This is a genomic window from Micromonospora sp. U21, from assembly GCF_018070045.1.
Classification (GTDB): Bacteria; Actinomycetota; Actinomycetes; order Mycobacteriales; family Micromonosporaceae; genus Micromonospora.
The window spans coordinates 417,455-440,829 of record NZ_JAGPYK010000001.1; the positions used below are offsets into that span (position 1 = coordinate 417,455).

At 74.4% G+C, this 23,375-nt stretch carries 18 protein-coding genes and 1 riboswitch; of the genes, 12 read left to right on the forward strand and 6 right to left on the reverse strand.

The genetic code is table 11. The features are described from left to right. Nucleotides 1-8: 8 nt before the first annotated feature. Nucleotides 9-254 carry a hypothetical protein gene (locus KBX63_RS02020; RefSeq protein ID WP_210907236.1) on the reverse strand — a complete coding sequence of 82 codons (246 nt, stop codon included), beginning with the start codon at nt 252-254 and terminating at the stop codon, nt 9-11. 91 nt (nt 255-345) lie between these two features. Continuing rightward, nucleotides 346-660, reverse strand: a complete 315-nt coding sequence (sugE, locus tag KBX63_RS02025) for a quaternary ammonium compound efflux SMR transporter SugE (protein WP_210907238.1) — start codon at nt 658-660, stop codon at nt 346-348. Between the two features lie 59 nt (nt 661-719). Next, nucleotides 720-792: riboswitch (guanidine-III (ykkC-III) riboswitch) on the reverse strand. 125 nt (nt 793-917) lie between these two features. Here sugE and KBX63_RS02030 point away from each other — a divergent pair. From KBX63_RS02030 to KBX63_RS02060, 7 genes are all read left to right on the forward strand, one after another. Then, nucleotides 918-1,841, forward strand: coding sequence for an ornithine cyclodeaminase family protein (locus tag KBX63_RS02030; RefSeq protein WP_210907646.1), 924 nt, complete (start codon nt 918-920; stop codon nt 1,839-1,841). Nucleotides 1,842-1,918: 77 nt separating this feature from the next. Then, on the forward strand, nt 1,919-3,451 hold the full coding sequence (gene rimO, locus KBX63_RS02035; protein WP_210907243.1) for a 30S ribosomal protein S12 methylthiotransferase RimO: 1,533 nt from the start codon (nt 1,919-1,921) through the stop codon (nt 3,449-3,451). Between the two features lie 77 nt (nt 3,452-3,528). After that, nucleotides 3,529-4,122: a CDP-diacylglycerol--glycerol-3-phosphate 3-phosphatidyltransferase gene (pgsA, locus tag KBX63_RS02040; RefSeq protein ID WP_210907648.1), complete on the forward strand. Its 594-nt coding sequence runs from the start codon at nt 3,529-3,531 to the stop codon at nt 4,120-4,122. A 156-nt stretch (nt 4,123-4,278) separates the two neighbouring features. Next, nucleotides 4,279-4,878 carry a CinA family protein gene (locus KBX63_RS02045; protein ID WP_210907245.1) on the forward strand — a complete coding sequence of 200 codons (600 nt, stop codon included), beginning with the start codon at nt 4,279-4,281 and terminating at the stop codon, nt 4,876-4,878. 152 nt (nt 4,879-5,030) lie between these two features. Continuing rightward, the gene (locus KBX63_RS02050; RefSeq protein ID WP_089017185.1) at nt 5,031-5,489 is read left to right on the forward strand and encodes a helix-turn-helix domain-containing protein; all 459 of its coding nucleotides are present in this window, start codon (nt 5,031-5,033) and stop codon (nt 5,487-5,489) included. A gap of 200 nt (nt 5,490-5,689) precedes the next feature. Next, nucleotides 5,690-6,571 (forward strand): PspA/IM30 family protein, encoded by an 882-nt coding sequence (locus KBX63_RS02055; RefSeq protein WP_210907247.1) that lies wholly within the window; start codon nt 5,690-5,692, stop codon nt 6,569-6,571. Nucleotides 6,572-6,594: 23 nt separating this feature from the next. Then, complete coding sequence (locus tag KBX63_RS02060) at nt 6,595-7,380, forward strand: hypothetical protein (protein WP_210907249.1); 786 nt, start codon at nt 6,595-6,597, stop codon at nt 7,378-7,380. Between the two features lie 40 nt (nt 7,381-7,420). Here the strand turns inward: KBX63_RS02060 and KBX63_RS02065 are convergent, their stop codons facing one another. Together KBX63_RS02065 and KBX63_RS02070 are read right to left on the reverse strand one after the other, a co-directional pair. Next, entirely contained in the window at nt 7,421-11,107 is a 3,687-nt protein-coding gene (locus tag KBX63_RS02065; RefSeq protein ID WP_210907251.1) for a hypothetical protein, read from the reverse strand. 170 nt (nt 11,108-11,277) lie between these two features. Then, complete coding sequence (locus tag KBX63_RS02070) at nt 11,278-12,123, reverse strand: Fpg/Nei family DNA glycosylase (RefSeq protein ID WP_210907253.1); 846 nt, start codon at nt 12,121-12,123, stop codon at nt 11,278-11,280. A gap of 109 nt (nt 12,124-12,232) precedes the next feature. Between KBX63_RS02070 and KBX63_RS02075 the strand changes: the two genes are divergently transcribed. Then, nucleotides 12,233-13,480 (forward strand): hypothetical protein, encoded by a 1,248-nt coding sequence (locus tag KBX63_RS02075; RefSeq protein ID WP_210907255.1) that lies wholly within the window; start codon nt 12,233-12,235, stop codon nt 13,478-13,480. Between the two features lie 7 nt (nt 13,481-13,487). On the opposite strand, the gene KBX63_RS36315 is transcribed toward KBX63_RS02075, so the two are convergent. Beyond that, complete coding sequence (locus KBX63_RS36315) at nt 13,488-13,748, reverse strand: CPCC family cysteine-rich protein (RefSeq protein ID WP_210907257.1); 261 nt, start codon at nt 13,746-13,748, stop codon at nt 13,488-13,490. A gap of 165 nt (nt 13,749-13,913) precedes the next feature. Here KBX63_RS36315 and KBX63_RS02085 point away from each other — a divergent pair, with 165 nt between their 5' ends. Then, nucleotides 13,914-14,510, forward strand: a complete 597-nt coding sequence (locus KBX63_RS02085) for a hypothetical protein (RefSeq protein ID WP_210907263.1) — start codon at nt 13,914-13,916, stop codon at nt 14,508-14,510. A 231-nt stretch (nt 14,511-14,741) separates the two neighbouring features. On the opposite strand, the gene KBX63_RS02090 is transcribed toward KBX63_RS02085, so the two are convergent. Then, the gene (locus KBX63_RS02090; RefSeq protein ID WP_210907272.1) at nt 14,742-19,310 is read right to left on the reverse strand and encodes an ATP-dependent helicase; all 4,569 of its coding nucleotides are present in this window, start codon (nt 19,308-19,310) and stop codon (nt 14,742-14,744) included. Nucleotides 19,311-19,488: 178 nt separating this feature from the next. Here KBX63_RS02090 and KBX63_RS02095 point away from each other — a divergent pair, with 178 nt between their 5' ends. The 3 genes from KBX63_RS02095 to KBX63_RS02105 all read left to right on the forward strand — a co-directional run bounded on the left by KBX63_RS02095 (nt 19,489) and on the right by KBX63_RS02105 (nt 23,361). Beyond that, nucleotides 19,489-19,875, forward strand: coding sequence for a hypothetical protein (locus tag KBX63_RS02095; RefSeq protein WP_210907274.1), 387 nt, complete (start codon nt 19,489-19,491; stop codon nt 19,873-19,875). Nucleotides 19,876-20,041: 166 nt separating this feature from the next. Further along, a complete protein-coding gene (locus KBX63_RS02100; RefSeq protein WP_210907276.1) occupies nt 20,042-22,885 on the forward strand; it encodes a Na+/H+ antiporter subunit A in 2,844 nt (947 codons plus the stop codon). Then, nucleotides 22,882-23,361 (forward strand): Na(+)/H(+) antiporter subunit C, encoded by a 480-nt coding sequence (locus tag KBX63_RS02105; protein ID WP_210907278.1) that lies wholly within the window; start codon nt 22,882-22,884, stop codon nt 23,359-23,361. Before KBX63_RS02100 ends, KBX63_RS02105 begins: the two co-directional genes overlap by 4 nt. The last annotated feature ends 14 nt before the right edge of the window (nt 23,362-23,375 follow it).

A 23,375-nucleotide genomic window follows, 5' to 3' on the forward strand; every position in this document is an offset into this window, starting at 1 on the left:
AGAAGTGGTCAGTTGTTGATCAGCGCGGCGAAGACCACCAGGCTGATCACCGCGGCGACGACGCTGGCCGCGGCGGCGTACCAGCCGAGCGGCTTGTCGCCGAGCACGGCGCCGACGATGCCCGCGATCACGCCGAGCACGCCGAAGATGATCGGGTTGAGTAGCAGGGCGAGGACCGCGAAGACGAAGCCCACGATGGTGAGGATCCGGGCGGCGTTGCTGCGCGGGCGGGCGGTACTGGGCATGTCGGCCATGTCTGCCTCCGGTTGAGAGCCTGTCGTGACGGATCGATCTCTACCCACTGTGGGCGCTGGTCACGCGTACCGGTGCCGCTTCGAGCGGGACTCAGTGGAAGATCTTCAGCCCGATCACGCCGGCCACCACCAGCAGCAGGCACAGGATGCGGGGCAGGCTCGCCGATTCGCCGAGCACCAGCATCCCGACCAAGGCGGTGCCGACCGCGCCGATGCCGACCCAGACTGCGTACCCGGTGCCGACCGGAATCTCCCGCAGCGCGTACGCCAGGCCGGCCATGCTCAGCACCAGGGCCACCACGAACACCAACGACGGGACCAGTCGGCTGAATCCGGCGCTGCGGTCCAGGGCGATCGCCCACGCCGTCTCCAGCAGTCCCGAGATCACCAGTACCAGCCAGGCCATCATTCACCTCACGGGGAGCGCCCGGGCTCTCGCCCCGGGACGAGCGGAGTCTGCACGTCACAGGGGCGTCTTGGCCTGACCGGGTACGCCCACCACTCGTCCGGAGTGGCCACGGGCGAACCGGGCCACCGGCATCGACGCTAGCACCGGGCCGCGTCGGCGGCGGTGCGGTCGATCGAGCGGGTCCGTCGACGACTCGGTGACCCCCGCCACGCCACGTTGACCTGTACCTCACTTCAACTTGCAGTATGGCCGTCATGACCCTGCTCTACGCCGACCCCGAGGTCGCCGCCGCGCTGGACGCCGCCACCACGGTCGACGCCATGCGCGCCGCCCTGCTGGCCGCGTACGAGGGGCGGCTGGTCGCCCCGCCCCGGGCCGCCGCCCCGCTGGGCGGTGGGCGGATGGTGCTCACCGCCGGACACCTGGTCGGCGAGTGGTACGGCTTCCGGTCGTACGACACCTTCGGCCATCCCCAGGGCGAGCAGTTGGTGGTGCTGCACGACGCACGCACCGGCGCGATCCGGGCGGTCGCGGTCGGCGAGGAGCTGGGCTCCCGACGTACCGGAGGGCTGGGTGGCGTCGCGGTCGACGCGCTGGCCCGACCGGACGCGGCGACCCTCGGCGTGATCGGCTCCGGTCGGCAGGCATGGACCCAGGTCTGGGCCGCCGCCGCGGTCCGCCCACTGCGCGAGGTGGTGGTGCACAGCCGCTCCGCCGCCCGGCGGGACGCCTTCGCCGCCCGGGTCCGCGCCGAGCTGGGTGTGCCGGCCCGCGCGGTCGCCGAGCCCAGCGCGGCGGTGACCGGACTGGACATGGTCGTGCTCGCCACAACCAGCCCGACCCCGGTGCTCCGCGCCGCCGACCTGAGCCCCGGCACGCACGTCAACGCGGTCGGCTTCAAGCAGCGCGACCGCAGCGAGTTCGGCAGCGACCTGCTGGACGTGGCCGATCTGCTGGTCACCGACTCGCCGACCCAGGCGGCGGACTACCAACCACCGATGCTCGCCGCCACGCCGCCGTACGCCGGGCGGTTGCGTGACCTGGGCGGCATCCTCGCCGGCGCGGTCGCCGGCCGGACCACAGCGGACCAGCTCTCGGTCTTCTGCTCCACCGGCCTGGCTGGCACCGAGGTCTTCCTGCTCGACCGGCTGACCCGGGTGGCCGTCGCGACGCGCTGACCGGTGCGGGCGACCGGTCTCCCAGGTCGGGGCACGCCCGCGTGCGTTGGGTTCTTCGGCTGGCCCGGTACCCTCGGATGGTGTCTGCCACCTCCCCTTCCAACTCCAGTTCGGCGCCGCTGGAGCTGTCGTCCGCCGCTGAGGGCCGTCGCGTCGCCCTGCTCACCCTGGGCTGTGCCCGCAACGAGGTCGACTCGGAGGAGCTGGCCGCCCGGCTGCACGCCGACGGCTGGCAGGTGACCACCGACGGTGAGGGTGCCGACGTGGTGGTCGTGAACACCTGCGGCTTCGTGGAGAAGGCCAAGCAGGACTCGATCCAGACCCTGCTCGCCGCCGCCGGGACCGGCGCCAAGGTGGTCGCCGCGGGCTGCATGGCCGAGCGGTACGGCCGGGAGCTGGCCGACAGTCTGCCCGAGGCGCAGGCGGTGCTGAGCTTCGACGACTACCCGGACATCGCCGCCCGACTGAACGCGGTCGTCGCCGGGGAGCAGGTCACCGCGCACACCCCCCGGGACCGGCGGGAGCTGCTGCCGCTCACCCCGGTGAAGCGGCGCGACGCCGCGGTGTCGTTGCCCGGCCACGGGACCCTGGCCCGCACGTCCGTCGACACCGACGAGCACACCCCGGCGCACCTGCGTCAGGTGCTGCGCCGCCGGCTGGACACCGGCCCGGTCGCCTCGCTGAAGCTGGCCAGCGGCTGCGACCGCCGCTGCGCGTTCTGCGCCATTCCGGCCTTTCGTGGGGCGTTCGTCTCGCGTACTCCGGACGAGCTGCTTGCCGAGGCCGAGTGGCTGGCCAAGTCCGGCGTCCGGGAGCTGGTGCTGGTCAGCGAGAACTCCACCTCCTATGGCAAGGACCTGGGCGATCCCCGGGCGCTGGAGAAGCTGCTGCCGCAGCTCGCCGCGGTGTCCGGCATCGTCCGGGTCCGGGTGAGCTACCTCCAGCCGGCCGAGACCCGCCCCGGGCTGGTCGAGGCGATCGCCGGCACGCCGGGGGTGGCCCCGTACTTCGACCTGTCGTTCCAGCACTCCAGCGAGCCGGTGCTGCGCCGGATGCGCCGGTTCGGTTCCACCGACCGGTTCCTGGAGCTGCTGGCGAGCGCCCGGACGTTGGCCCCGGAGGCGGGTGCCCGGAGCAACTTCATCGTCGGCTTCCCCGGCGAGACCCGGGCCGACGTCGACGAGCTGGTCCGGTTCCTGACCGAGGCCCGGCTCGACGCGATCGGCATGTTCGACTACAGCGACGAGGACGGCACGGAGGCCGCGGGGCTGCCCGGCAAGGTCTCCGCCGCGACGATCAAGCGGCGCTACGACCGGCTCAGCGCGCTCGCCGACGAGCTCTGCTCGCAGCGGGCCGAGGATCGGCTCGGCTCGACCGTCGAGGTGCTGGTCGACTCGATCGTCGATGGCGTGGTGGAGGGCCGGGCGGCGCACCAGGCGCCGGAGGTGGACGGCTCCACCACCCTGGTCGCCCCGGTCGAGGGCGGGGTCGACCTGGCCGCGCTGCGTCCGGGTGACCTGGTGCGGGCACGGGTGACCGGCACCGAAGGCGTGGACCTGCTCGCCGTGCCGGATGAGATGATCTCGGCGGCGCCCGGCGCGGCACGGTGACGGCGGGCCCGAGCGGAGCGGGGGAGCCAGGTGGTGCGGTGTCGGGAACGCCACGGCGGCCCGAGTGGGGCGAGGCGGTGACCGGGGCGACGGAGTCGACGCCGGCCCGGGTGGTTCCCCGGGTGCCGCCAGTGCTCAACGCGGCCAACGCGCTGACCGCGTTGCGGCTGGTGCTGGTGCCGGTCTTCGCCGCCTCGGTGATCATGTCCGCGATGAGCCACGCCGGCTGGCGGATGGCCGCCTGCCTGATCTTCGCGGTGGCCTCCGCGACCGACCTGGTGGACGGCTGGATCGCCCGTCGGTTCGGGCTGGTCACCTCCGTCGGCAAGGTGGCCGACCCGATCGCGGACAAGGCGCTCACCGGCGCCGCCCTGGTGCTGCTCTCCTGGTACGACCGGCTGCCCTGGTGGGTGACCGCGCTGATCCTCGTCCGTGAGCTGGGCATCACCGGGCTGCGGTTCTGGGTGATCCGGCATGGCGTGATCGCGGCCAGCCGAGGCGGCAAGATCAAGACTGCGCTCCAGGTCCTGGCCATCGCCTGGTACCTCTGGCCGATGCCGGCCGCCCTCGCCGCCGTGGGCCCCTGGATCATGGCCGCCGCCGTGCTGGTCACCGTCGCCACCGGCTTCGACTACATCGCCCAGGCCCTCCGCCTCCGCCGCCCCCGCTGACCGACCCCGACCCCGACGCCTCCGCCGTGCCTGCCGTGCCCGCCGTCGATCATGAAGTTATTGCCGTCCGGCGCGGCGTGTCGGGGCGGTAACTTCATGATCGACGGGGCCGGTCGGGGGAGGGTTGGGCGCGGATGGGTGGGGAAGGACGGGTGTATGGAGCGAAATGAGGGTCGGGAGCGGCCGGTGGGTAGCCCGGCGGTCGGCAGTCCGGCCGCGGGCGTGGTGCACAGCCTGTCGCAGAGGCACGAGACCCTGGCTACGGTCGAGTCGCTCAGCGGTGGGCTGCTCGCCGCCTCGATCGTGGAGATCGCCGGAGTCAGCGGGGTCTACCAGGGCGGGCTGGTGGTCTACGCCACCGGGTTGAAGGCCGAGCTGGCCGGCGTACCGGCCGAGCTGCTGGCCGAGCGGGGGCCCGTGGACCCGGACGTGGCTGCGGCGCTCGCCGAGGGTGGCCGCAAGCGCTGCGGCGCGGACTGGGGGCTCGCCACCACCGGGGTCGCCGGTCCCGAGCCGCAGGACGGCAAGCCGGTCGGGCTGGTCTACGTCGCGGTCGCCGGCCCGAACGGCGGTGAGGTGCGCCAGCTCGACCTGGACGGCGGGCGGGACCACGTCCGCTCAGCGGCGGTGACCGAGGCGTTGCGGCTGCTCGCCGAGCGGATCCACGCCGCCGATGCCGCGGACGCGGACGCGGCGGATGCGGCGGGGGCCGGCAGCGCCGCCGAGGCGGGAACCGCCGGGGCCGGGCGACGGTGAGCCGTCCCGGGCGAACCGACGGGCGGGGCGGGATGTCGCCCGGGCCCACACCGGGTACGGTTGCGGGAAGGCTTCGGCGCTCGAAGCCGGCGCGGTCCGCCGCGACCGGGTGCGGGACGCCGGGCGAGAAGTATCCCTCAGGGGGAGGTGCGATGGTCCTGCTACGCCGGGTGATCGGTGACGCACTGCGGGCGCGCCGCCAGGGGCAGCAGCGCACCCTGCGCGAGGTGTCCACCGCCGCCAACGTCAGCCTTGGTTACCTCTCCGAGATCGAACGCGGGCACAAGGAGCCGTCCAGCGAGCTGCTCGCCGCGATCTGCGACGCGCTCGGCGCCCGCCTGTCCGAGCTGCTGCGCGAGGTCAGCGACACGGTGGCGCTGGCCGAGCAGATGCCCGGGGTGCTGGTCCCGATGCAGGACGAGTCGGCCGAGGCCGTGCCCGTCGGCGCCGCCCCCGCTGTGCGCCGGAACACCAACCGGGGCGTTCGCCAGGTCACCTCCGACGGCAAGGTCGCCGTCTCGGTCCGCCAGGAATCGCCGCTCAAGGCCACGCTGCGCAGCACCCGGGTCCGCCCCACCGAGCGCGACCGGGACGTGGTCTGCGCCGCCTGAGCCCGTCCTTCCGGTTGACCATGGGCGAGTTGGCACCAGCCGCGTAGGGTTGCCCGCAGGAGCTGCCGGTGCCGTCGACCGCCCGGTACGGATGCCTCGTTGGCCTCCGGCTGGGACGATGGAGACCGGCCGGGTCGTGGTAGGCCGGTCCATCCGGCCGGGCCGCGGTGGAGCGACGCTACTGAGGGGATACGGCGGAGATGGCGAACCCGTTCGTCAAGGGCTGGAACTACCTGATGGCGCTCTTCGGTGCCAAGATCGACGAGCACGCCGATCCCAAGGTGCAGATTCAGCAGGCCATCGAGGATGCCCAGCGCCAGCACCAGGCGCTGGTTCAGCAGGCTGCCGCGGTGATCGGCAACCAGCGCCAGCTGGAGATGAAGCTGTCCCGGCAGATGTCCGAGGTCGAGCGGTTGCAGGGCAACGCGCGGCAGGCCCTGGTGCTCGCCGACCAGGCCCGGGCCAAGGGTGACGAGACCGAGGCCGGGCGGTTCGAGCAGTCCGCGCAGACCCTGGCCACCCAGCTGGTCTCCGCCGAGCAGGCCACCGAGGACCTGAAGACCCTGCACGACCAGGCGCTGGGCGCCGCCGCGCAGGCCCGCCGGGCGGTGGAGAACAACTCGATGATCCTCCAGCAGAAGCTCGCCGAGCGCACCAAGCTGCTCAGCCAGCTGGAGCAGGCCAAGATGCAGGAGACGGTGGCCCGCTCGCTGGAGTCGATGTCGTCGCTGACCGCACCGGGCACCACGCCGTCACTAAATGAGGTCCGCGACCGCATCGAGCGGCGGTACGCCAACGCGATGGGCCGCGCGGAGCTGGCCGGTAACTCGGTCGAGGGCCGGATGCTGGAGATCCAGAAGGCGACCATCGACTCGGCCGGCTCGGCCAGACTGGAGCAGATCCGGTCCAGCATGGCCGGGGAGCAGCTCGGCGGCGCGGCGCAGCGCCCGGCCGTGCCGCAGGGCGAAACGACCGGCGCGGCCGGCCCGGCCAGCGACCCGGCCGCCGCTGCCCGGCTGGACCAGCTCCGGGCCAGCATGGCCCGGGAACGGGGCACCGGCGACCCGACCGCCGCCGGCTGAACGACCGGTCCGAGGAGGTCAGAGTGGCAGACGAGCGGACGCGGTACTTCCGTCGGTTGGGCCGGCTGCGCCGGTCCGCCCGGCGGTGGAGCGTGCTGGCCGGTGGGCTCGGCGGCGCTGCGGCCGTGCTGACCCCGTACGCCGGGCTCGGTCTGCCCGACGCGGCCTGGGCCGGCACCGCGGGCGGTGCGCTGGCGCTGGCCGCCTGGCGCTGGATCGACCTGCGCGCGCTGGCCGCCCAGCCGGCGCCCGCGGCCCTGGACCCGGCCGAGGCCGCGGCCCGGTCGCGGGCGCGGCTGGTGGCCGCGGTCGAGCGGCTGCCGGTCGGTCCGGGGGTGCTGGCCGAGGTACGCCGGGTCCGCAGCCGGGTCGCGTTGCGCGGCACCAGTGCCGGGCAGCAGTGGGTCCGACTCGACCGGGCAGCGCTCACCCTGGCCGGGATGGCCACCCGACTCACCGGGCTGGCCGAGCCGGCGGTGCTGGAGGCCGCCGCCGCCGACCAGTCGCTGCGTGACCTGGCCGCCCGGGTGGCCAGCGTCGAACGGGCGCTACGGCTGGCCCCGGCCGACGCCCGGGCACCGCTGGCCGAGGCGCACGGCGCGTTGACCGCCCAACTGGAGAGCGGGGTCGCGGCCTACGAACGGCTGGTGGTCGCCGCCGCCGGCTACCTGGCCGAGGACGCCCGACCGGAGACCGCCCACCCGGCCGCCGCCCGGCTCACTGAGGCGACCGACCTGCTGCACGGCGTGGCCTCGGCGCTGGCCGAGCTGCGTGCGGTCGGCACCCCGCTGCGGGCACCCACCCGCTGAGCACGCCCACCCGCTCACCGGCGCCGCGCATGTCGCCCGGTCACGGCGGGGTGGTGACCGGGGTCGGGTCGGTGTACGGCGAGCTGCCCACGACGTTGAACGACCGGATCCGGTAGTGGTAGGTCACACCTCGGGCCAGCCCGGTGTTGGTGAAGCCGCGACCGGTCACCGTGAAGGTGGCCACCTCCCGGTCGAAGGTGCGGTCCAGCGCCCGCTGCACGATGAATCCGGCCCCCGGGCCGACCGGCGCGCTCGCCGCCCAGGCCAGGACCACCGTCGCGGTGTCCGGCCCCGGCGCGCCGGCGGTGACAGCGACACCGCTCGGGGTGACCGGCGCGGGTGGAGTGCTCACCGCGGCCACCGTCGACCAGGCCGAGGCGGCCCCCAGGTACGTGGTCCGCACCCGGTAGTAGTACGTGGTGTCCGGGGCGACCGTGACGTCCAGGTGGTTGTCACCGACCCCGATCGCGGTGGTGCCCGGGCCGCTGGTGAAGGTCGGGTTGGTGGCCCGCTGCACGTCGATGCCGGTGGCGAAGGAGCGGTTCGTCCAGCGCAGCGCCACCCGCAGCGGCGCGACCGGTGGGATCGCCGCGGCCAGCCCGCTCGGGGCGGCCAGGTGCACCGAGGCGGGCACGCTGTTCGACCAGGACGAGTAGCTGACGGCGTTCTCCGCCCGGATCCGGTAGTGGTAGGTGACCCCGGGGGTGACCGTCGCGTCGGTGTAGCGGGTGGCGGTGGCCGCGACGGTGATGGTGGTGACGTCGCCGCCGAAGGTCGCGTCGGTCGCCCGTTGCAGCAGGTGGCTGGTGGCCGGTGGGCGACCGCCGTTGCCGGTCCAGGCCAGCGCGATCGCCGGCAGCGCGGTGGCTGAGCCGGGCACCGGCGTGGCGGTCAGCCCGGTCGGTGCCTTCGGCGCCACCCTCAGCACCAAGGGCCGGTTCATCCCGAGGTCGCGGTGGCCGGCGAGCTGGCTGTGCCAGCGGTACTCCCAGCCCAGGTTGACCAGTTGGTTCACCACCAGGGCGGGTCGCCCGTCGGCCGGGCTGATCGGGGTCGAGCCGGTCCGGGCGCCGGCCGGGCGGCCCGGGTCGAGCAGTCGGACGCTGTCGCCCAGCTTGAACGGCAGCGTCGGTGCGACCGGGCGCAGTGCAACCACCACGTCCTCCCGGGGGTTGACCCGGACGATCTCCTTCCAGCCGAGCTCGCTGCCGTGCGGGAGCCGGAGAGTGCCGTCCCAGCCGACCCGGTTGATCAGCTGCACGTCGCAGCCGCCGAAGCGCAGCGGCTCGGTGTGCCGCACGTTGCCGCTGATCCGCCAGAGTTGGGTCCCGTCGGTCGGCGCGCCGACCGGCACGGCCGGATCGGCGGCGAAGAGCACCTCGGTGACGGGGTCGGTCGGGCCGAGCGGCAGGGTCGCCGGGGTGAGCGGCCCGGCGTGCGGGTGCCCGACGCCGAGCCGGCCGGCAAGCCGGCCGTGATCAGGCTCGAAGACCTGCTGCGCGGCCTTCACCGCGACGGGCAGGGTGACCGGCCCGGTGGCGCCCGCCGGGGTGAAGGTGACCGTGCCGGCGTGCACCGGCACGGTCGTCTCCCGCGCGGTCCGGGTGCCGAACGCCGGGTCGTACGCCGGCTGCGGCACGATCGGCGGGCGCTGGCTGGCCGCGTACGCGAGGGGGAGCCGGCTGCGCAGCCGGGCCAGGTCGTACGGCGGCGCCGGCGCTCCGGTCACCCGGAACTGGAGCAGCGTGCGGGTGTTCGGGCCGTACCCCGGCTGGGTGGGGGGCGGGCCACCCTCGGCGCTCCGGTCCGGCGCGTCGGTGTGCTGGTCGTAGCGCGGGTCGAAGCCGGGCAGCGGCGCCGGGGCGTCGTTGTACAGGATCAGCGTGCTGCCCGGCGATACGGCGGAGAAGTCGACGAGCACGTCGGCCCGTTCGCCCGGGGCGAGCAGCAGCGTGTGCCCGTCGACGTTCAGCACGGTCGGGTCGAGCCGGTCGTAGCGGTAGCCGATCGGCCGGTTCGGCAGCACCACCGGCGCGGGCAGCAGGCCGGCCTCGTTGCCGATCTCGATGAACGCCGGCCCGGCGGCGCGCGGGTCCGGCACCCCGCCGTCGCGCCCGTCGGTCGGCCAGTCCGGCGGTCGGTCCGCCGCGCGCACAGCGGGCACCATCGGCACCTCACCGGCGTCGGCGTCGGCCAGAGCGCCGTCGGCCGCCCACATCGGGGAGTCCGAGCAGGCTCGGTAGAGCTGGAGGTTGAGGCTGCGGTCCAGGCAGGCGTTGAGGATCCGGAACCGGTACGCGCGCGGCCGCACCTCCAGGTACGGGTAGGCGGCGCCGTTGACCAGTGGGGTGTCGCCGTACACCTCGGGCACCGCGGACGGGTGCGGCGTGCCGGGGCTCAGCGGCGGCTCGTCCGGCGCGCCGACCGGGTCGTGGTGCGGGTTCGGCACCGGGCCGGGCCCGGTCGACGGTGGTCCGCCGGTGACGCCGTCCGCCGTCGGCCAGCCGTCCACCGCGGGCCAGCCGTCGCCCCGGGTGCCGTCCGGGGCGACGACGCGCGACCAGGGGCCGTAGTCCCACCGGCCGGTCGGGTTGCGGCCGCCGGACCGGTACGGGTTCTGCCGGGGCTGGTAGACGTGTGGGTGCCAGAGGCTGCCCCGGGCGCCCCAGCGTTCCCGGTCCCAGGTCGGGTCCTCGGCGGCCAGTTGGGTGTCGTCCGGCACGAACGTCTTGTCCTCGATGACCAGCGGCAGCTGGTCGGCCGGCAGCACCCCGTCCGCGACGAGCTGGTCCTCGGCCGGGTCGGTGAGCAGGTAGAGCGCGAGCTGCCCGCCGTAGACGGTGAGCCGGGCCAGGCCGAGCGTGTTGTCGTGGAACCACAGCAGCCGGCCGCTCTGCTCGTTGGGGTAGTAGAGCGTGGTGGCGCCGGCCCCGGGCGGCGGCATGTCCGGCACGTGGGTCAGGCCCGTCCCGGTCGGGTACGGGGTGATCTCCCCGGCCGGAGTTATCCACTGCCCCGGGTTGCCGGCGCTCGTCCAGCCGGTCTGCGCCCCGGCCAGGTGCAGCACCGCCCGGTTCTGCGGGTACGGCGCCGGGCCGTCCAGCGGGCCGGTGCCGGCCCCCTCGACCGTGTCGTCGACCGGCAGAAACAACTCGCCGGCCCGGCCCGTGGGCAGCTGGTTGATGAACTTCACCCGGACCGGCCGGCCCCGTCGGGCGACAATCATCGGCCCGAGGTGCCAGGGCCGCTCCGGGGGCGCCACCGTGTTGTGGCCGGACGCGTCGGTGCCGAGGTTGAGCTGCCGGTAGCCGCGCAGCCGGGTGGCCGGCAGGTCACGGTGCAGTCGTTGGGCGTACTCCTGAAGGCCGATCTCGTAGTAGTCGCAGCCCGGATAGGTGATCGTGTCCGGTACCGCCACCGGCAGGTACCCACCGAGGTCGCTGTGGCCCAGTTGGCCCGGAGTGGGCAGCGCGTCGACGAACTTGCGCAGCCCGGTGCCCGGCATCACCCGCCCGTGCGGATCGCGTGCCGGACGCGGGCTGTGCGCGAAGTTCGACACCGGGCCGAAGCAGTGGGGCACGACGGCCGGGTCGAGGCTGGGTGCCGGGGCGGCCTCCTCGACGGTGCGTGCGGCCGGTACGGACGCCACCCGCCCGTTGGCGCTGCCGTTGCTGTGGCGGGCGCTCCGCTCGAACCAGGTGGAGCGGAGTCTGCGGAAAATCGCCATGGCTCTCCCCGGGGTCGGGGCACGAGGGTCGCCACCCCGGCGTGGCGACCTGGTCGGGCCCGGCACTCTGACGATCGGTGAGCACTCAACCGCAGCATGCGACTCCGACGGCCGGTTAGGAATTACCCAATCGTCCGTATCTGGGATGACCTCGGTCCCGGTTGGGGTGGTCAGGTGGGCGAAGGGGACTCCGGGTGCTCCGGTTGGCAGACCGGGCACCAGTAGGTGACGCGTTCGCCCAGCTCCTGCTTGCGGATGGCGGTGCCGCAGCGGCGGCAGGGTTGAGCGCGGCGGCCGTACACGTAGCTGGTCTGCCCCCGGTGCAGGGAGCCCGTGGTGCTCTGCGTCCAGCGACCCCGGTTGGCGGCGAGCAGCCGCTGGGCCAGGGCCACCGTGCCGGCCAGGTCGGGCACCACACGCACCGGCGTCCACGGCGACACCCCGCGCAGGAAGAGCACCTCGCACTTGTAGAGGTTGCCCACCCCGGCCAGGTTGCGCTGGTCGAGCAGCGCTTCGCCGATGGTCTGCTCCGGGTGGGCGGCGAGCCGGCGGACCGCCTCGGCCGGGTCCCAGTCGGGGCCGAGCAGGTCGGGCCCGAGGTGGCCGACCAGGCCTTCCTCCTCCGCGCTGGGCACCAGGGCCAGCTCGTGCAGGTGGTAGCCGACCGCGACCGCGCCGGGGCTGCGCAGCACCACGCGGATCAGGTGCGCCGGCCGCCCACTCCAGCGTTCACCCGGCGCGTACGCCCGCCAGGCGCCGTCCATCCGCAGGTGCGAGTGCAGGGTCCAGTGCGCCCCGCCCACCGCGGACCCGCCGGCATTCGCGCGGTTCGGGTCCGGGGCGGTGAGGCGGAGCAGCAGGTGCTTGCCCCGGCTGGCCGACTCGCGGACGGTCCAACCGGTGAGGTCCGTGGTGGCCAGCTGGGGCACCCGGAAATCACTGCCGGTGAGACGCGCGCCAGCCAGCGCGCGGTGCAGCACGCGCGCGGTGTTCCAGACGGTGTCGCCTTCGGGCACCCCGCCATCCTCCCTCCTTCGAGCAAGATTCGCATGTGTCGCCATTTGTACTCAGGTTCCCCATGATCTCCCGACATGCGAGGGTCAGGGGGTTCTGAGGAGAATGCTCATGACACGACCCCGATGTCGTCCTCGCTCCGTCGTCCTCGTTTCCGCCCTGGCTCTCGCGCTCACCGCCGCGCTCGTGCCCGCCACCAGCCCGGCCACCCCCGTGGCCGGCAAACCGTTGACCCTCACCGCCGCCGCCCCGGGCGGCGAACGGTGGAACGCCGACCTGTCCGTCGTCGACCGGGACGACGTCAACGTCCGGCGCAGCGCCGCCGGGCTCCGGCTGCGGGAGGCCCGGGCCGCCGGGCGCAGCCACAGCGCGGTCGCCGAGGGAATGCTGCTGACCGCCCCGCGCACCCTCACCCGGCCGGCCACCCGGGTCCGCGCCGACATCATCGCCTCGGTCCCCACCGGTGCCACGGTGGAGGCGCAGGTCCGGGGCTGGCGGGCCAGCGGCTGGACCGAGTGGCGGGCCGCCACCGCCGGCGCGGTCTTCGACCGGCCGGTCAGCCGGGTGCAGACCCGGGTGGTGCTCACCGCGCAGGCCGGCGGCGCCACCGCGACGGTACGCGGCGTCCAGCTCACCGCCGACGCGACCGCCGCCGTCTCGGCGGCCACCCCCGGCCGCACCTACCGGGTGTACGCCACCCGGATCGGGCTGGTCGGCGAGCTGACCGCCAACGGCCGTACGGTGCAGCCGCGGGACCACTTCGTGGCGCTGCCGTCGCGTCGCGGGCTCTCCCCGCTGAACAGCGGCGACTACACCGTGCGGGTCTGCACCACCACCGGCTCCCGCTGCGAGTACGCGCCGGTCTGGGACGTCGGGCCGTGGAACACCCGCGACGACTACTGGAACCCGTCGGCCGTGCGGGAGAACTGGAAGAACCTGCCGCAGGGCCGGCCCGAGGCACAGGCCGCGTACCAGTCCCGCTACAACGGCGGGCGGGACCAGTTCGGGCGTACGGTGCTCAACCCGGCCGGCATCGACCTGGCCGACGGCACCTTCTGGAACGGCCTGCGGCTGACCACCAACGCCTGGGTGGACGTGGCCTACCTGTGGACCGGTGGAGGGCCGCGCGGGGTGGTCGGCGACGGGCCGCTCAACATCCGAACCGGTGCCAGCACGTCGTACCCGACCCGTGGCCTCGCCGCCCGGTTCGCCAACGTGCCGATCCAGTGCTACGTCACCGGCCAGTCGGTGGCCGGCCCCTACCGCACCACCACCCGGTGGAACCGCCTGGCCAGCGGGCAGTACGTCAGCCACGCGTACATCTCCGCGGTGTACGGCGGCTCCGTGCCGGTCTGCTGACCCGACCTCAGCCCCGCCGGGCGCCGTCCGGGCGCTCGTCGGGGCGGGCCAGGCGCACCATGTCCTGGTAGCGCGGGTGGCTGGCGCCGTAGACGGCGTAGTTGAGTCGGGCGTGCGTGAGGCTCAGGTCGCCGTTGGGGCCGCCCCGGACCGCGTCGGCATCGGCGTCGGACTGACCGTCATCGGTCCAGAAGCAGACCGGGCAGGTCCCGCCGCCGGTCCGGGAGGCACAGCAGGGACAGGCCACGGGAACTACGTGTTCACCCACCGGGGAAGCATTCCACAGTCGAATATCAGCCGGCGACCCGCAGGAGGTCACCGGGGGCCGGGGCGTACCCGCGTCGCACGGTCGACCGGCGGCTGGCGGATATGGGACACGGCACTGGCCGACCGGCCACTCCCGCCGTCGGGCGCTGTTGGGCAGACTGCCCTGGTGATACATCGGAGCCTGCCCGCCGTCGCCGTACTCGTGGTCGCCGTCGCCCTCACCGCCGGGTGCGGCAGTGACGACGCCGGTCGACCGGAGGTGGCCTCGTCCGTCTCGGCCCCGGCGGCCAGCGGTCTGCCGAGCGAGGCGACGCCCTCGGCAGCCCCGCCCAGCGCCAGCGGCGCGGCTTCCACGCCGGCCCCGCCCGCGGCTGCGTCGGCCCCGCCCGCGACCGCCCAGGGGCCGACCGAGCGCCGCCCGGCCAGCCCGCCGCCGGTGGTGCTGCCCAAGAGGCCGTCCGGGGCGCCCGGCGCGAAGCAGGTCGTCGAAGCGTTCAAGGCCGCCGGCCTGAAGGTGCCGCACCCGAAGGACCGTTCGGTCGACTGTGGACCGGACGGGCTCGGCCTGGGCTGCTCCGAGCTGATCGCCACCGACGCCGTCACGGTGTACGTGTTCCCCGACGAGATCAGCGCCAGTGACATCGCGGAGACCTGGGGCGGCCAGTCGTACCAGCGTGGCGCGGTGGTGCTCAACTACCTTGAGGCGAAGACCCCGAGCGCGGACCGCACGCGCTACGAGAAGGTCCTCGCCGGTCTCCGCTGAGCATCGAGTCCGTGGCGTCGGTGGCCTGGGGCATGCCTGTCTGCTTGAGCGTTATACCTGTGAGTCATAGATATGACTCACAGGTATAACGCGTAAGAGTGTGCTGTCCGCCGGGCGTTGGCACCGGCGGGTGGGGTGCGATCGGCAGCAGGTGAGCGGTTGGCCGCGGCCACGGGATCTTCGCAGCCGATCTCACCCGGACCGGGCGGCGACGGCGTCCGCGAGGGCGGGTCAGCCGCGTAGGCGCAGGCCGCGCGGGGTGGCCCGGAACCCGGCGGCGGTCAGCGCGTCGCGCAGCGGCGAGGAGTGCACCGCCTCACCGTCGGCCCGCTCCACCGACATCGCGCCCAACGCTCCGGAGTGGACGGCATCGGCGAGTGCCTTGCCGGCCGCGGCGAGCGTGTCGGCGTCGTCCGTGAAGGAGAGCAGCGTCCGGCCGCCGCGCTCCACGTAGAGCACCAGGTCGCCGGCGACCTGCACCACCAGCGCGCCCGCCTTACGGCCGGCCCGGTGCCCGGTCGCCGGGGCGGCGCCGTCGCCGGAATCGATCACCCGGTCCGGCCAGGGCAGCGCCGCGCCGTACGGGTTGGCCGGGTCGGTGGCGGCGAGCACCGTCGCCGGCCCGCCCCGGGCCCGGGCACCGTCGGCCGGCTCGACCAGCGCACGCAGCCGGTCCACCGCGCCGGGCACCGCGAACTGCGCCGCGCCCAGCCCCTCCACGAAATAGCCCCGGCGGGCCGCGCCGCGCTCCTCCAGCGCCGACAGCACCGGGTAGACCGCGGCGAACCCGCCGACCACCTGCTCGGCCATGACCGCGCCGCGGGTGACCACCCCGTGCCGCTCCAGCAGCACGTCGGCCAGAGCGGCGGCGCGCCGGGTCGGGTCGAGGTCCCGTTCCGGCAGCCGCGACCAGCGACCGGCGACGGTCGGCGGGCCACCCCGGGTGGGCAGCGCCACCCGGCCCGGCCGCCGGTAGCGGGTGCGCGGCGCGGACGGCCGGGAGCGGTGCGCGCCGCCGGCACCGAGCACCGCGCGCAGCGGGGCGAGAGTGTCGTTGGTGAGGTGACCGGCCCAGACCAGGTCCCAGATCGCCGCGGTCAGCGCGGCGTCATCGGTCGAGCCGACCCGGTCGGCGAGCGGCCGGAAGAACAGCGCCTGCCCGTCGCCGAGCGCGTCGAGCACCGCCTCGTGCAGCGGGGTCCGGGTCAGTGCCTCGTCGGGCGGGGGGAGCAGCAGCGGCGCGGTGTCCGCGTACGCCAGGGTGACCCAGCCGTCGCCGCCGGAGATCGCCCCCGACCCGGCCCAGACCACCTCCCCGCTGGCGCACAGCTCGTCGAGCTGGGCGGGGGAGTAGTCGGCGACCCGACCGGGCAGCACGAGCCGCTCCAGCGCGGACGCCGGCACCGCCGCGCCCTGCAACTGCTCCACGGTGGCGGCGAGGGCCTCCACCCCTCGTGCAGACGAGCCGACCTGCTGCCAGCGGGGCAGGAACGTGGCCAGCGCCCGGGGCGGCACCGGCTCGATCTCCCGGCGCAACGCCGCGAGCGAGCGGCGGCGCAGCAACCGCAGCACCTCCGCGTCGCACCACTGGGCGCCAGCGGAATCCGGGGTGAACTCCCCGGACACCACCCGACCGGTGGCGCCCAGCCGGCGCAGTGTCTGCTCGACCACGAACACGCCGAGCCCGAAGCGGGCCGCGCAACTCGCCGCGGCGAACGGCCCGTGGGTGCGCGCGTAACGGGCCACCAGGTCACCGAGCGGATCGACCACCGGAGCGAGGTACGCCTCGGCCACCCCGACCGGCAGCGCCACGCCGAGCGCGTCGCGCAGCCGGGCGGCGTCCTCGACGCCCACCCAGCGCTGCTCGCCGGCGATCCGGACCCGCAGCACCCGGCGGGCCCCCTCCAGCTCGGTCAGCCAGATTTCCGGTACGCCCCGCTCGGCCAGCTCGGCGTCGCTCAGGTCGCCGAGCACCCGCAGCAGCTCGACCACGTCCTCGGCGTCGCGCGGGCGGCGCTGTTCGGTCAGCCAACGCAGCTGCCGCTCGGTCTCGGCCAGGACCGCCGGGTCGAGAAGTTCGCGCAGGTCGACCCGGCCGAGCAATTCACCGAGCAGCGTGGAGTCCAGGGCGAGCGCCGCGGCGCGACGCTCGGCGAGCGGGGCGTCGCCCTCGTAGAGGAACGCCCCGACGTAGCCGAAGAGCAGTGACCGGGCGAACGGGGACGGCTGGTTGGTCTCCACCTCGACCAGCCGCACCTTACGGGCGGCCAGGTCGCGCATCAGCCCGGCCAGCGCCGGCTGGTCGAAGACGTCCTGGAGGCACTCCCGGGCGGCCTCCAGGGTGACCGGGAAGTCGGCGTACTCGCGTGCCACGTCGAGCAGCTGCGCGGCGCGTTGCCGCTGCTGCCAGAGCGGCTGGCGGCGGCGCGGGTCGCGGCGGGGCAGCAGCAGCGACCGGGCGGCGCACTCCCGGAACCGGGCGGCGAAGAGCGCGGAGGTGCCGACCGACTCCTCCACGAGCTGGGCGATCTCGTCGGGCTCGAAGACCACCACGTCGGCACCAGGTGGCTCCTCGGCCGTGTCCGGCAGCCGCACCACGATGCCGTCGTCGGAGGGCATCACCTGGGCGTCCACCCCGTACCGCTCGGCCAGTCGGCGGCCCACGGCCAGCGCCCACGGCCCGTTGACCCGGGCGCCGAGGACGCTGTGCACGGCCAGCCGCCAGTCGCCCAGCTCGTCGCGGAACCGTTCGACCACGATCGTGCGGTCGTCCGGCAGCGAACGGGTGGCCTCGCGCTGCTCGCGCAGGTACGCCATCAGGTTGGCGGCGGCCCAGTCGTCCAGCCCGCCGTCACGCAACGTGGCCAGCGCCGCTTCGTCGCTCTGCCGCAGCAGGGTGCGCACCCGGGCGCCGATGGCCCGGCCGAGCTCCACCGGCCGGCCCAACTGGTCGCCCTTCCAGAACGGCATCCGGGCCGCCTGCCCCGGGGCAGGTGAGACCAGCACCCGGTCGGGGGTGATCTCCTCGATACGCCAGGAGGAGGAGCCGAGCAGGAAGACGTCGCCGATCCGCGACTCGTAGACCATCTCCTCGTCCAGCTCGCCGACCCGCGCGGCCCGCTCGGCGCCGGCCAGGAAGACACCGAACAGGCCCCGGTCGGGGATGGTGCCACCGCTGGTCACCGCGAGCCGTTGCGCGCCGGGGCGGCCCGTGAGCACGTCGGTGGCCCGGTCCCAGACCAGCCGGGGGCGCAGCTCGGCGAAGGCGGTGGACGGGTAGCGGCCGGAGAGCATGTCCAGCACGGCGTGCAGCGCGGAGTCGGGCAGCTCGGCGAAGGGCGCGGCCCGGCGGACCAGCACGGCCAGATCACCGACCCGCCACGGCTCCAGTGCCACCATCGCGACGATCTGCTGGGCCAGCACGTCCAGCGGGTTGCGCGGGTAGTGCAGCTCCTCGATCGCGCCGTCGGTCATCCGCTCGGCGACCACCGCGCAGGAGAGCAGGTCGCCGCGGTGCTTCGGGAAGACCACCCCGCGGGAGACCGCGCCCACCTGGTGCCCGGCCCGGCCGACCCGTTGCAGGCCGGCGGCCACGCTCGGCGGCGCCTCGATCTGCACCACCAGGTCGACCGCGCCCATGTCGATGCCCAGCTCCAGGCTGGAGGTGGCCACCACCGCCGGGAGCTGGCCGGACTTGAGCGCCTCCTCGATGTGCTTGCGCTCCTCCCGGGAGACGCTGCCGTGGTGCGCTCGGGCGATCACCGGCGCCGCGCCGGTGGCCGCGCCGGACTGCGCCATCACCTCCGCCGGGGGCCGGTTGCGGACCGGACCGGCCGAGCCGTCCGCTACGCCTTCGGCGGCCAGCTCGTTGAGCCGCGCGCAGAACCGTTCGGCGCTGCGTCGGGAGTTGGTGAAGACGATGGTCGAGCGGTGCTCGCCGATGAGCGAGAAGACCCGCTCCTCGACGGCCGGCCAGATCGAGGCGCGGCGCGGCCCGGGCCCGCCGAGGTCGTCCTCCGGCGGCTGCTCCTGCTCGTCGAGGCGGGTCATGTCCTCCACCGGCACCTGCACGCTGACCTCGATGGTCTTCGCGGTGGCCGGCTGCACGACGTCGACCGGCCGGGCGCCGCCGAGGAACCGTGCGCAGGCGTCGATCGGCCGGACGGTGGCGGAGAGGCCGATGCGTTGCGCCGGGGCGGGCAGCAGCTCGTCGAGGCGTTCCAGCGAGAGGGCGAGGTGGGCGCCGCGCTTGCTGCCGGCGACCGCGTGCACCTCGTCGATGATCACCGTCTGGACGCCGCGTAGTGAATCCCGGGCGGCGGAGGTGAGCAGGAGGAACAGCGACTCGGGCGTGGTGATGAGGATGTCAGGCGGGGTGCGGGCGAAGGCTCGTCGCTCGTCGGCCGGGGTGTCGCCGGTGCGCATGCCGACGGTGATGTCGGGCGGGGCGACGCCGAGTCGGGTCGCCGCCTGCCGGATGCCGGCCAGCGGGGCGCGCAGGTTGCGCTCGACGTCGACGGCGAGCGCCTTGAGCGGGCTGACGTAGAGCACCCGGCAGCGCTGCCGGGCCTCGGCCGGAGCGGGCTCGCGGGCCAGCCGATCGAGGGACCAGAGGAAGGCGGCGAGCGTCTTGCCGGAGCCGGTGGGCGCCACCACGAGGGCGTTGCGGCCGGCGGCGACCGATCGCCAGGCGCCGGCCTGGGCGGCGGTGGGGGCGGCGAAGGCGGCGTCGAACCAGGCACGGGTGGCCGGGCCGAACCCGGCCAGCACCCCGGTCGTGTCTGCGTCTGCGCCGGTCACCGGTCCATCGTGCCCCGCCGGTACGACAACCACGAGCGACCGGCGGTGGAATGTGTCCGAGTGAAAGCCATAAGCACTGGATGCGTACTTAATGCGTTAAGTCTCACTTAACTGCTTGCTTGTGAGGAGCAACATAAAGTAACTTCACTCGCAACGCGAACCGGGGTGGGGGGATCGGATGGCCGGCGAGCAGCGGAATGTCGAACCCGGCACCGACGTGCTGATCCGCAAGGTCGACAGCCACCTCGCCACGCTCCGTGGCGGCCTGCACGGGCCGGAGCTCGAGCTCGCCGAACGCCTCGCCCGCTGCCTGCGTGAGCTCGTCATCTCCACCGCGCAGGCCAGCGCCGCCGACCGCGGCCAGGTCCGCGTCGCCGTCCACTACTTCGTGCTGCGCCGGGAGAGCCGCGGCCGGCTGCTCTCGGTGCGGTCGCTGGCCGCCGCGGAGCGGGTGGTCGACAAGGTCGCCCGCCAGCTCGGCCGCGTCGACCTGCTGGCCGAGCTGCGCCGCGACCGTCCCGTCCCCGACGACGCGCTGCCCGTCGGGGACGCCCTGCTGCGCTGACGCCGGCCGCACCTCTGACGCCGGCCGCACTCGCACATCAGCCACATCCTCACCACGCAACCTGGACGAATTCCGGCAAAACGGCCCGACGGGCGACGAACTGGCGTCTGATCGCTGCTAGGCGCCACCGCTGCACGGGCGTCGGCCACCTCGACCGGGAGCGCGGGTGCTGGTACTACTCATCCTCCATCTCGTGGCAGCTCTCGTCGCGCCGCTGTTCGTTCGGTGGTGGGGTCCCCGTGCGTGCTACCCGCTGGCGCTGGCGCCGGCAGCCGCGTTCGGCTGGGCGGTGGCCCGCACGCCGGCCGTCGCCCACGGCGGGGCGGTGGTCGAGACGTACCCGTGGATCCGGCAGCTGGGCCTCGACGTCGCGCTGCGGCTCACCACGCTGTCCTGGCTGATGACCCTGCTGATCGGCGGCGTCGGCGCGCTGGTGCTGATCTACAGCGCCCGGTACTTCGCCGCAGGCTCGATCGGACTGGCGCAGTTCGTCGCCGTCCTGGTCGCCTTCGCCGGAGCGATGCTCGTCCTGGTCTTCGCCGACGACCTGCTGCTGCTCTACGTCGGGTGGGAGCTGACCACGATCTTCTCGTACCTGCTGATCGGGCACAGCACCGAACGGCGGTCCAGCCGGTGGGCGGCGGCGCAGGCGCTGACGGTCACCACGCTGGGCGGGCTGGCCATGCTGGTCGGGTTCATCCTGCTCGGCGAGCACGCGGGCAGCTACCGCTGGTCGGAGATCGCCGCACAGCCGCTACCCGGCGGCGGTTACCTGGTCACCGCCGTGCTGCTGATCCTGACCGGCGCGCTGTCCAAGTCGGCGGTGCTGCCGTTCAGCTCCTGGCTGCCGGTCGCGATGGCGGCACCAACGCCGGTCAGCGCGTACCTGCACGCGGCCGCCATGGTCAAGGCCGGCGTCTACCTGGTCGGGCTGCTCGCGCCGGTGCTGGCCGTGGTCGGCCCCTGGCGGCCCGTGGTGCAGGTCGCGGGCCTGGCCACCATGCTGGTCGGGGGCTGGGCGGCACTGCGGCAGACCGACCTGAAGCTGTTGCTGGCGTACGGGACGGTCAGCCAGCTCGGTCTGCTGGTCGTGGTGACCGGGTCCGGCACGCCGGACGCCGCGCTGGCCGGTACGGCGATGCTGCTGGCGCACGCGCTGTTCAAGGCGGCGCTGTTCCTGGTCGTCGGCGTCATCGATCACGGCGCCGGCACCCGCGACCTGCGCGAGCTGTCCGGGCTGCGGCACTGGTCCCGACCGCTGTTCGTGGTCGCGGTGCTGGCCGCCGCGTCGATGGCCGGCGTGCCGCCGTTGGTCGGCTTCGTGGCGAAGGAGGCGGTGTTCGCGGCGTTCACCGACCGGCCGCTGCTCCTCGCCGGTCTGGTCGCCGGGACGGTGCTCACCGTCGCGTACAGCGCCCGCTTCGTCTGGGGCGCGTTCGCCGACCGGCCCGGCGTGGAGCCGGTCCAGGCGGGCCCGATCGCCGGGTCGCTGCTGGTCCCACCGGCGGTGCTGGCCGGCGTCGGGTTGCTCGCCGGCCCGGCCGCCGGACTGCTGGACGGACTGCTGCGCCCGTACGCCGATCTGCTCGGCGGGGTGCACGCGCATCTGACGCTCTGGTCCGGACCGACCCCGGCGCTCGGACTGTCCGTGCTGGCGCTCGCCGGCGGCGGCCTGCTCTTCGCGCTGCGCGGGCCGTTCGCCCCGGTGCTGGCCCGGCTCCGCTGGCCGGTCAGCGGCAGCCAGGGGTACGAGTGGATCGTGGGCCGGTTCGACCGGATGGCCGTCGAGGTCACCGGAGCGACCCAGCGCGGCTCCCTGCCGCAGTATCTGGGGATCATCCTGGTCGTCCTGGTGCTGCTGCCCGGCGGGGCGATGCTCGCCGTTAGACCGTGGCGGGCCCGGATCCCGTTCTGGGACACCCCGCTGCAACCGGTGGTCGTGCTGGTGATCGGAGTGGCCGCGGTGCTGGCGGTCAGAGCCCGCCGCCGGCTGACCGCGATGCTGCTGGTGGGCGTGACCGGCTACGGCAGCGCCATGCTGTTCGTCCTGCACGGCGCGCCCGACCTCGCGCTCACGCAGTTCCTGGTGGAGACCGCGACCATCGCGATCTTCGTGCTGGTGCTGCGCCGCCTGCCCAACCGGTTCTCGGCCCGTCCGCTGCGCCGCAGCCGTTGGGCACGCCGGGCGATCGGAGTGACGGCGGGCATTGCGGCCGCCGGGCTGGCCCTCGTCGCCGCCAGTGCCCGCCGGGCGCCGGACATCTCCAGCGCCTTCCCGGACCTGGCGGTGGCCCAGGGGTACGGCCGCAACGTGGTCAACGTGACCCTGGTCGACATCCGGGCCTGGGACACCATGGGTGAGCTGGCCGTGCTGGTGGTGGCGGCGACCGGGGTCGCCAGCCTGATCTTCGAGCGGTCCCGCACCGGGCCCCGGCCACGCCGGGCAGAGTCGGCGGGCCCGGCGGGCCCGGCGGACCAGACCGACCGGCCGGTGTGGCTGCGCGGCGGCCCCACGCTGTACGAGGAGCGCCGCTCCATCGTGCTGGAGGTGATCATCCGGCTGATATTCCACACCGTGGTGCTGTTCTCCCTGTTCCTGCTCTTCTCCGGGCACAACGCGCCGGGCGGCGGCTTCGCCGGCGGGCTGGTGGCGGGCCTCGCTCTGGTGGTCCGCTACCTGGCCGGCGGCCGGTACGAGCTGGCCGAGGCCGCACCGGTCGGCGCCGGCACCGTCCTCGGTGCCGGGCTGGCCCTGTCGGTGGGTACCGGTGTGGTGGCGCTGCTGGCCGGTGGATCGGTGCTGGAGAGCGCCAAGGTCGACCGGTCCCTACCGCTGGTCGGCGACGCACATCTGGTCACCTCGCTCTTCTTCGACATCGGCGTTTACCTGGTCGTGATCGGGCTGGTGCTGGACATCCTGCGCAGCCTCGGGGCCGAGGTGGACCGGCACATCGAGGCGACCGGGACCGCCACCGGGGGGCTCGCCGTCGACAAGGGGGACCGGTCATGACCACCAGCGGCCCCGGGCCCGTGCTGGTGCTGGTGCTCGCCGTCGGGGTGCTGGTCGGCTGCGGGGTGATCCTGCTGCTGGAGCGCAGTCTGACCCGGATCCTGCTGGGCGTGATCCTGCTCGGCAACGGGGTCAACCTGCTGATCCTGCTGGGCGGTCGGTCCGGTGAGGCGCCGATCGTCGGCACCGGCCCGGTGGACCGGATGAGCGACCCGCTGCCGCAGGCCATGGTGCTGACCGCCATCGTGATCACCTTCGGGTTGACCGCGTTCCTGCTCGCCGTGGCGTACCGGAGCTGGTACCTCACCGGCGACGATGAGGTGCCCGACGACCTGGAGGACCGGCAGATCGTCCGCCGGGCCGAGCGTGACGAGGTGGGCACCGTCGATCTCGGCGGGGAGGGCCCGGACGACGACCCGGAGCAGGTCGATCCCGAGCCCGCCCGGCGCCGGCTGCGGCGCGGGGACGAGGTGTGATGGCCGGGCCGCGG

Coding starts and splice junctions, on each gene's coding strand:
- KBX63_RS02020 (WP_210907236.1), bottom strand. CDS start 254: ATGGCCGACATGCCCAGTACCGCCCGCCCGCGCAGCAACGCCGCCCGG.
- sugE (WP_210907238.1), bottom strand. CDS start 660: ATGGCCTGGCTGGTACTGGTGATCTCGGGACTGCTGGAGACGGCGTGG.
- KBX63_RS02030 (WP_210907646.1), top strand. CDS start 918: ATGACCCTGCTCTACGCCGACCCCGAGGTCGCCGCCGCGCTGGACGCC.
- rimO (WP_210907243.1), top strand. CDS start 1,919: ATGGTGTCTGCCACCTCCCCTTCCAACTCCAGTTCGGCGCCGCTGGAG.
- KBX63_RS02045 (WP_210907245.1), top strand. CDS start 4,279: ATGGAGCGAAATGAGGGTCGGGAGCGGCCGGTGGGTAGCCCGGCGGTC.
- KBX63_RS02050 (WP_089017185.1), top strand. CDS start 5,031: ATGGTCCTGCTACGCCGGGTGATCGGTGACGCACTGCGGGCGCGCCGC.
- KBX63_RS02055 (WP_210907247.1), top strand. CDS start 5,690: ATGGCGAACCCGTTCGTCAAGGGCTGGAACTACCTGATGGCGCTCTTC.
- KBX63_RS02065 (WP_210907251.1), bottom strand. CDS start 11,107: ATGGCGATTTTCCGCAGACTCCGCTCCACCTGGTTCGAGCGGAGCGCC.
- KBX63_RS02075 (WP_210907255.1), top strand. CDS start 12,233: ATGACACGACCCCGATGTCGTCCTCGCTCCGTCGTCCTCGTTTCCGCC.
- KBX63_RS02095 (WP_210907274.1), top strand. CDS start 19,489: ATGGCCGGCGAGCAGCGGAATGTCGAACCCGGCACCGACGTGCTGATC.
- KBX63_RS02105 (WP_210907278.1), top strand. CDS start 22,882: ATGACCACCAGCGGCCCCGGGCCCGTGCTGGTGCTGGTGCTCGCCGTC.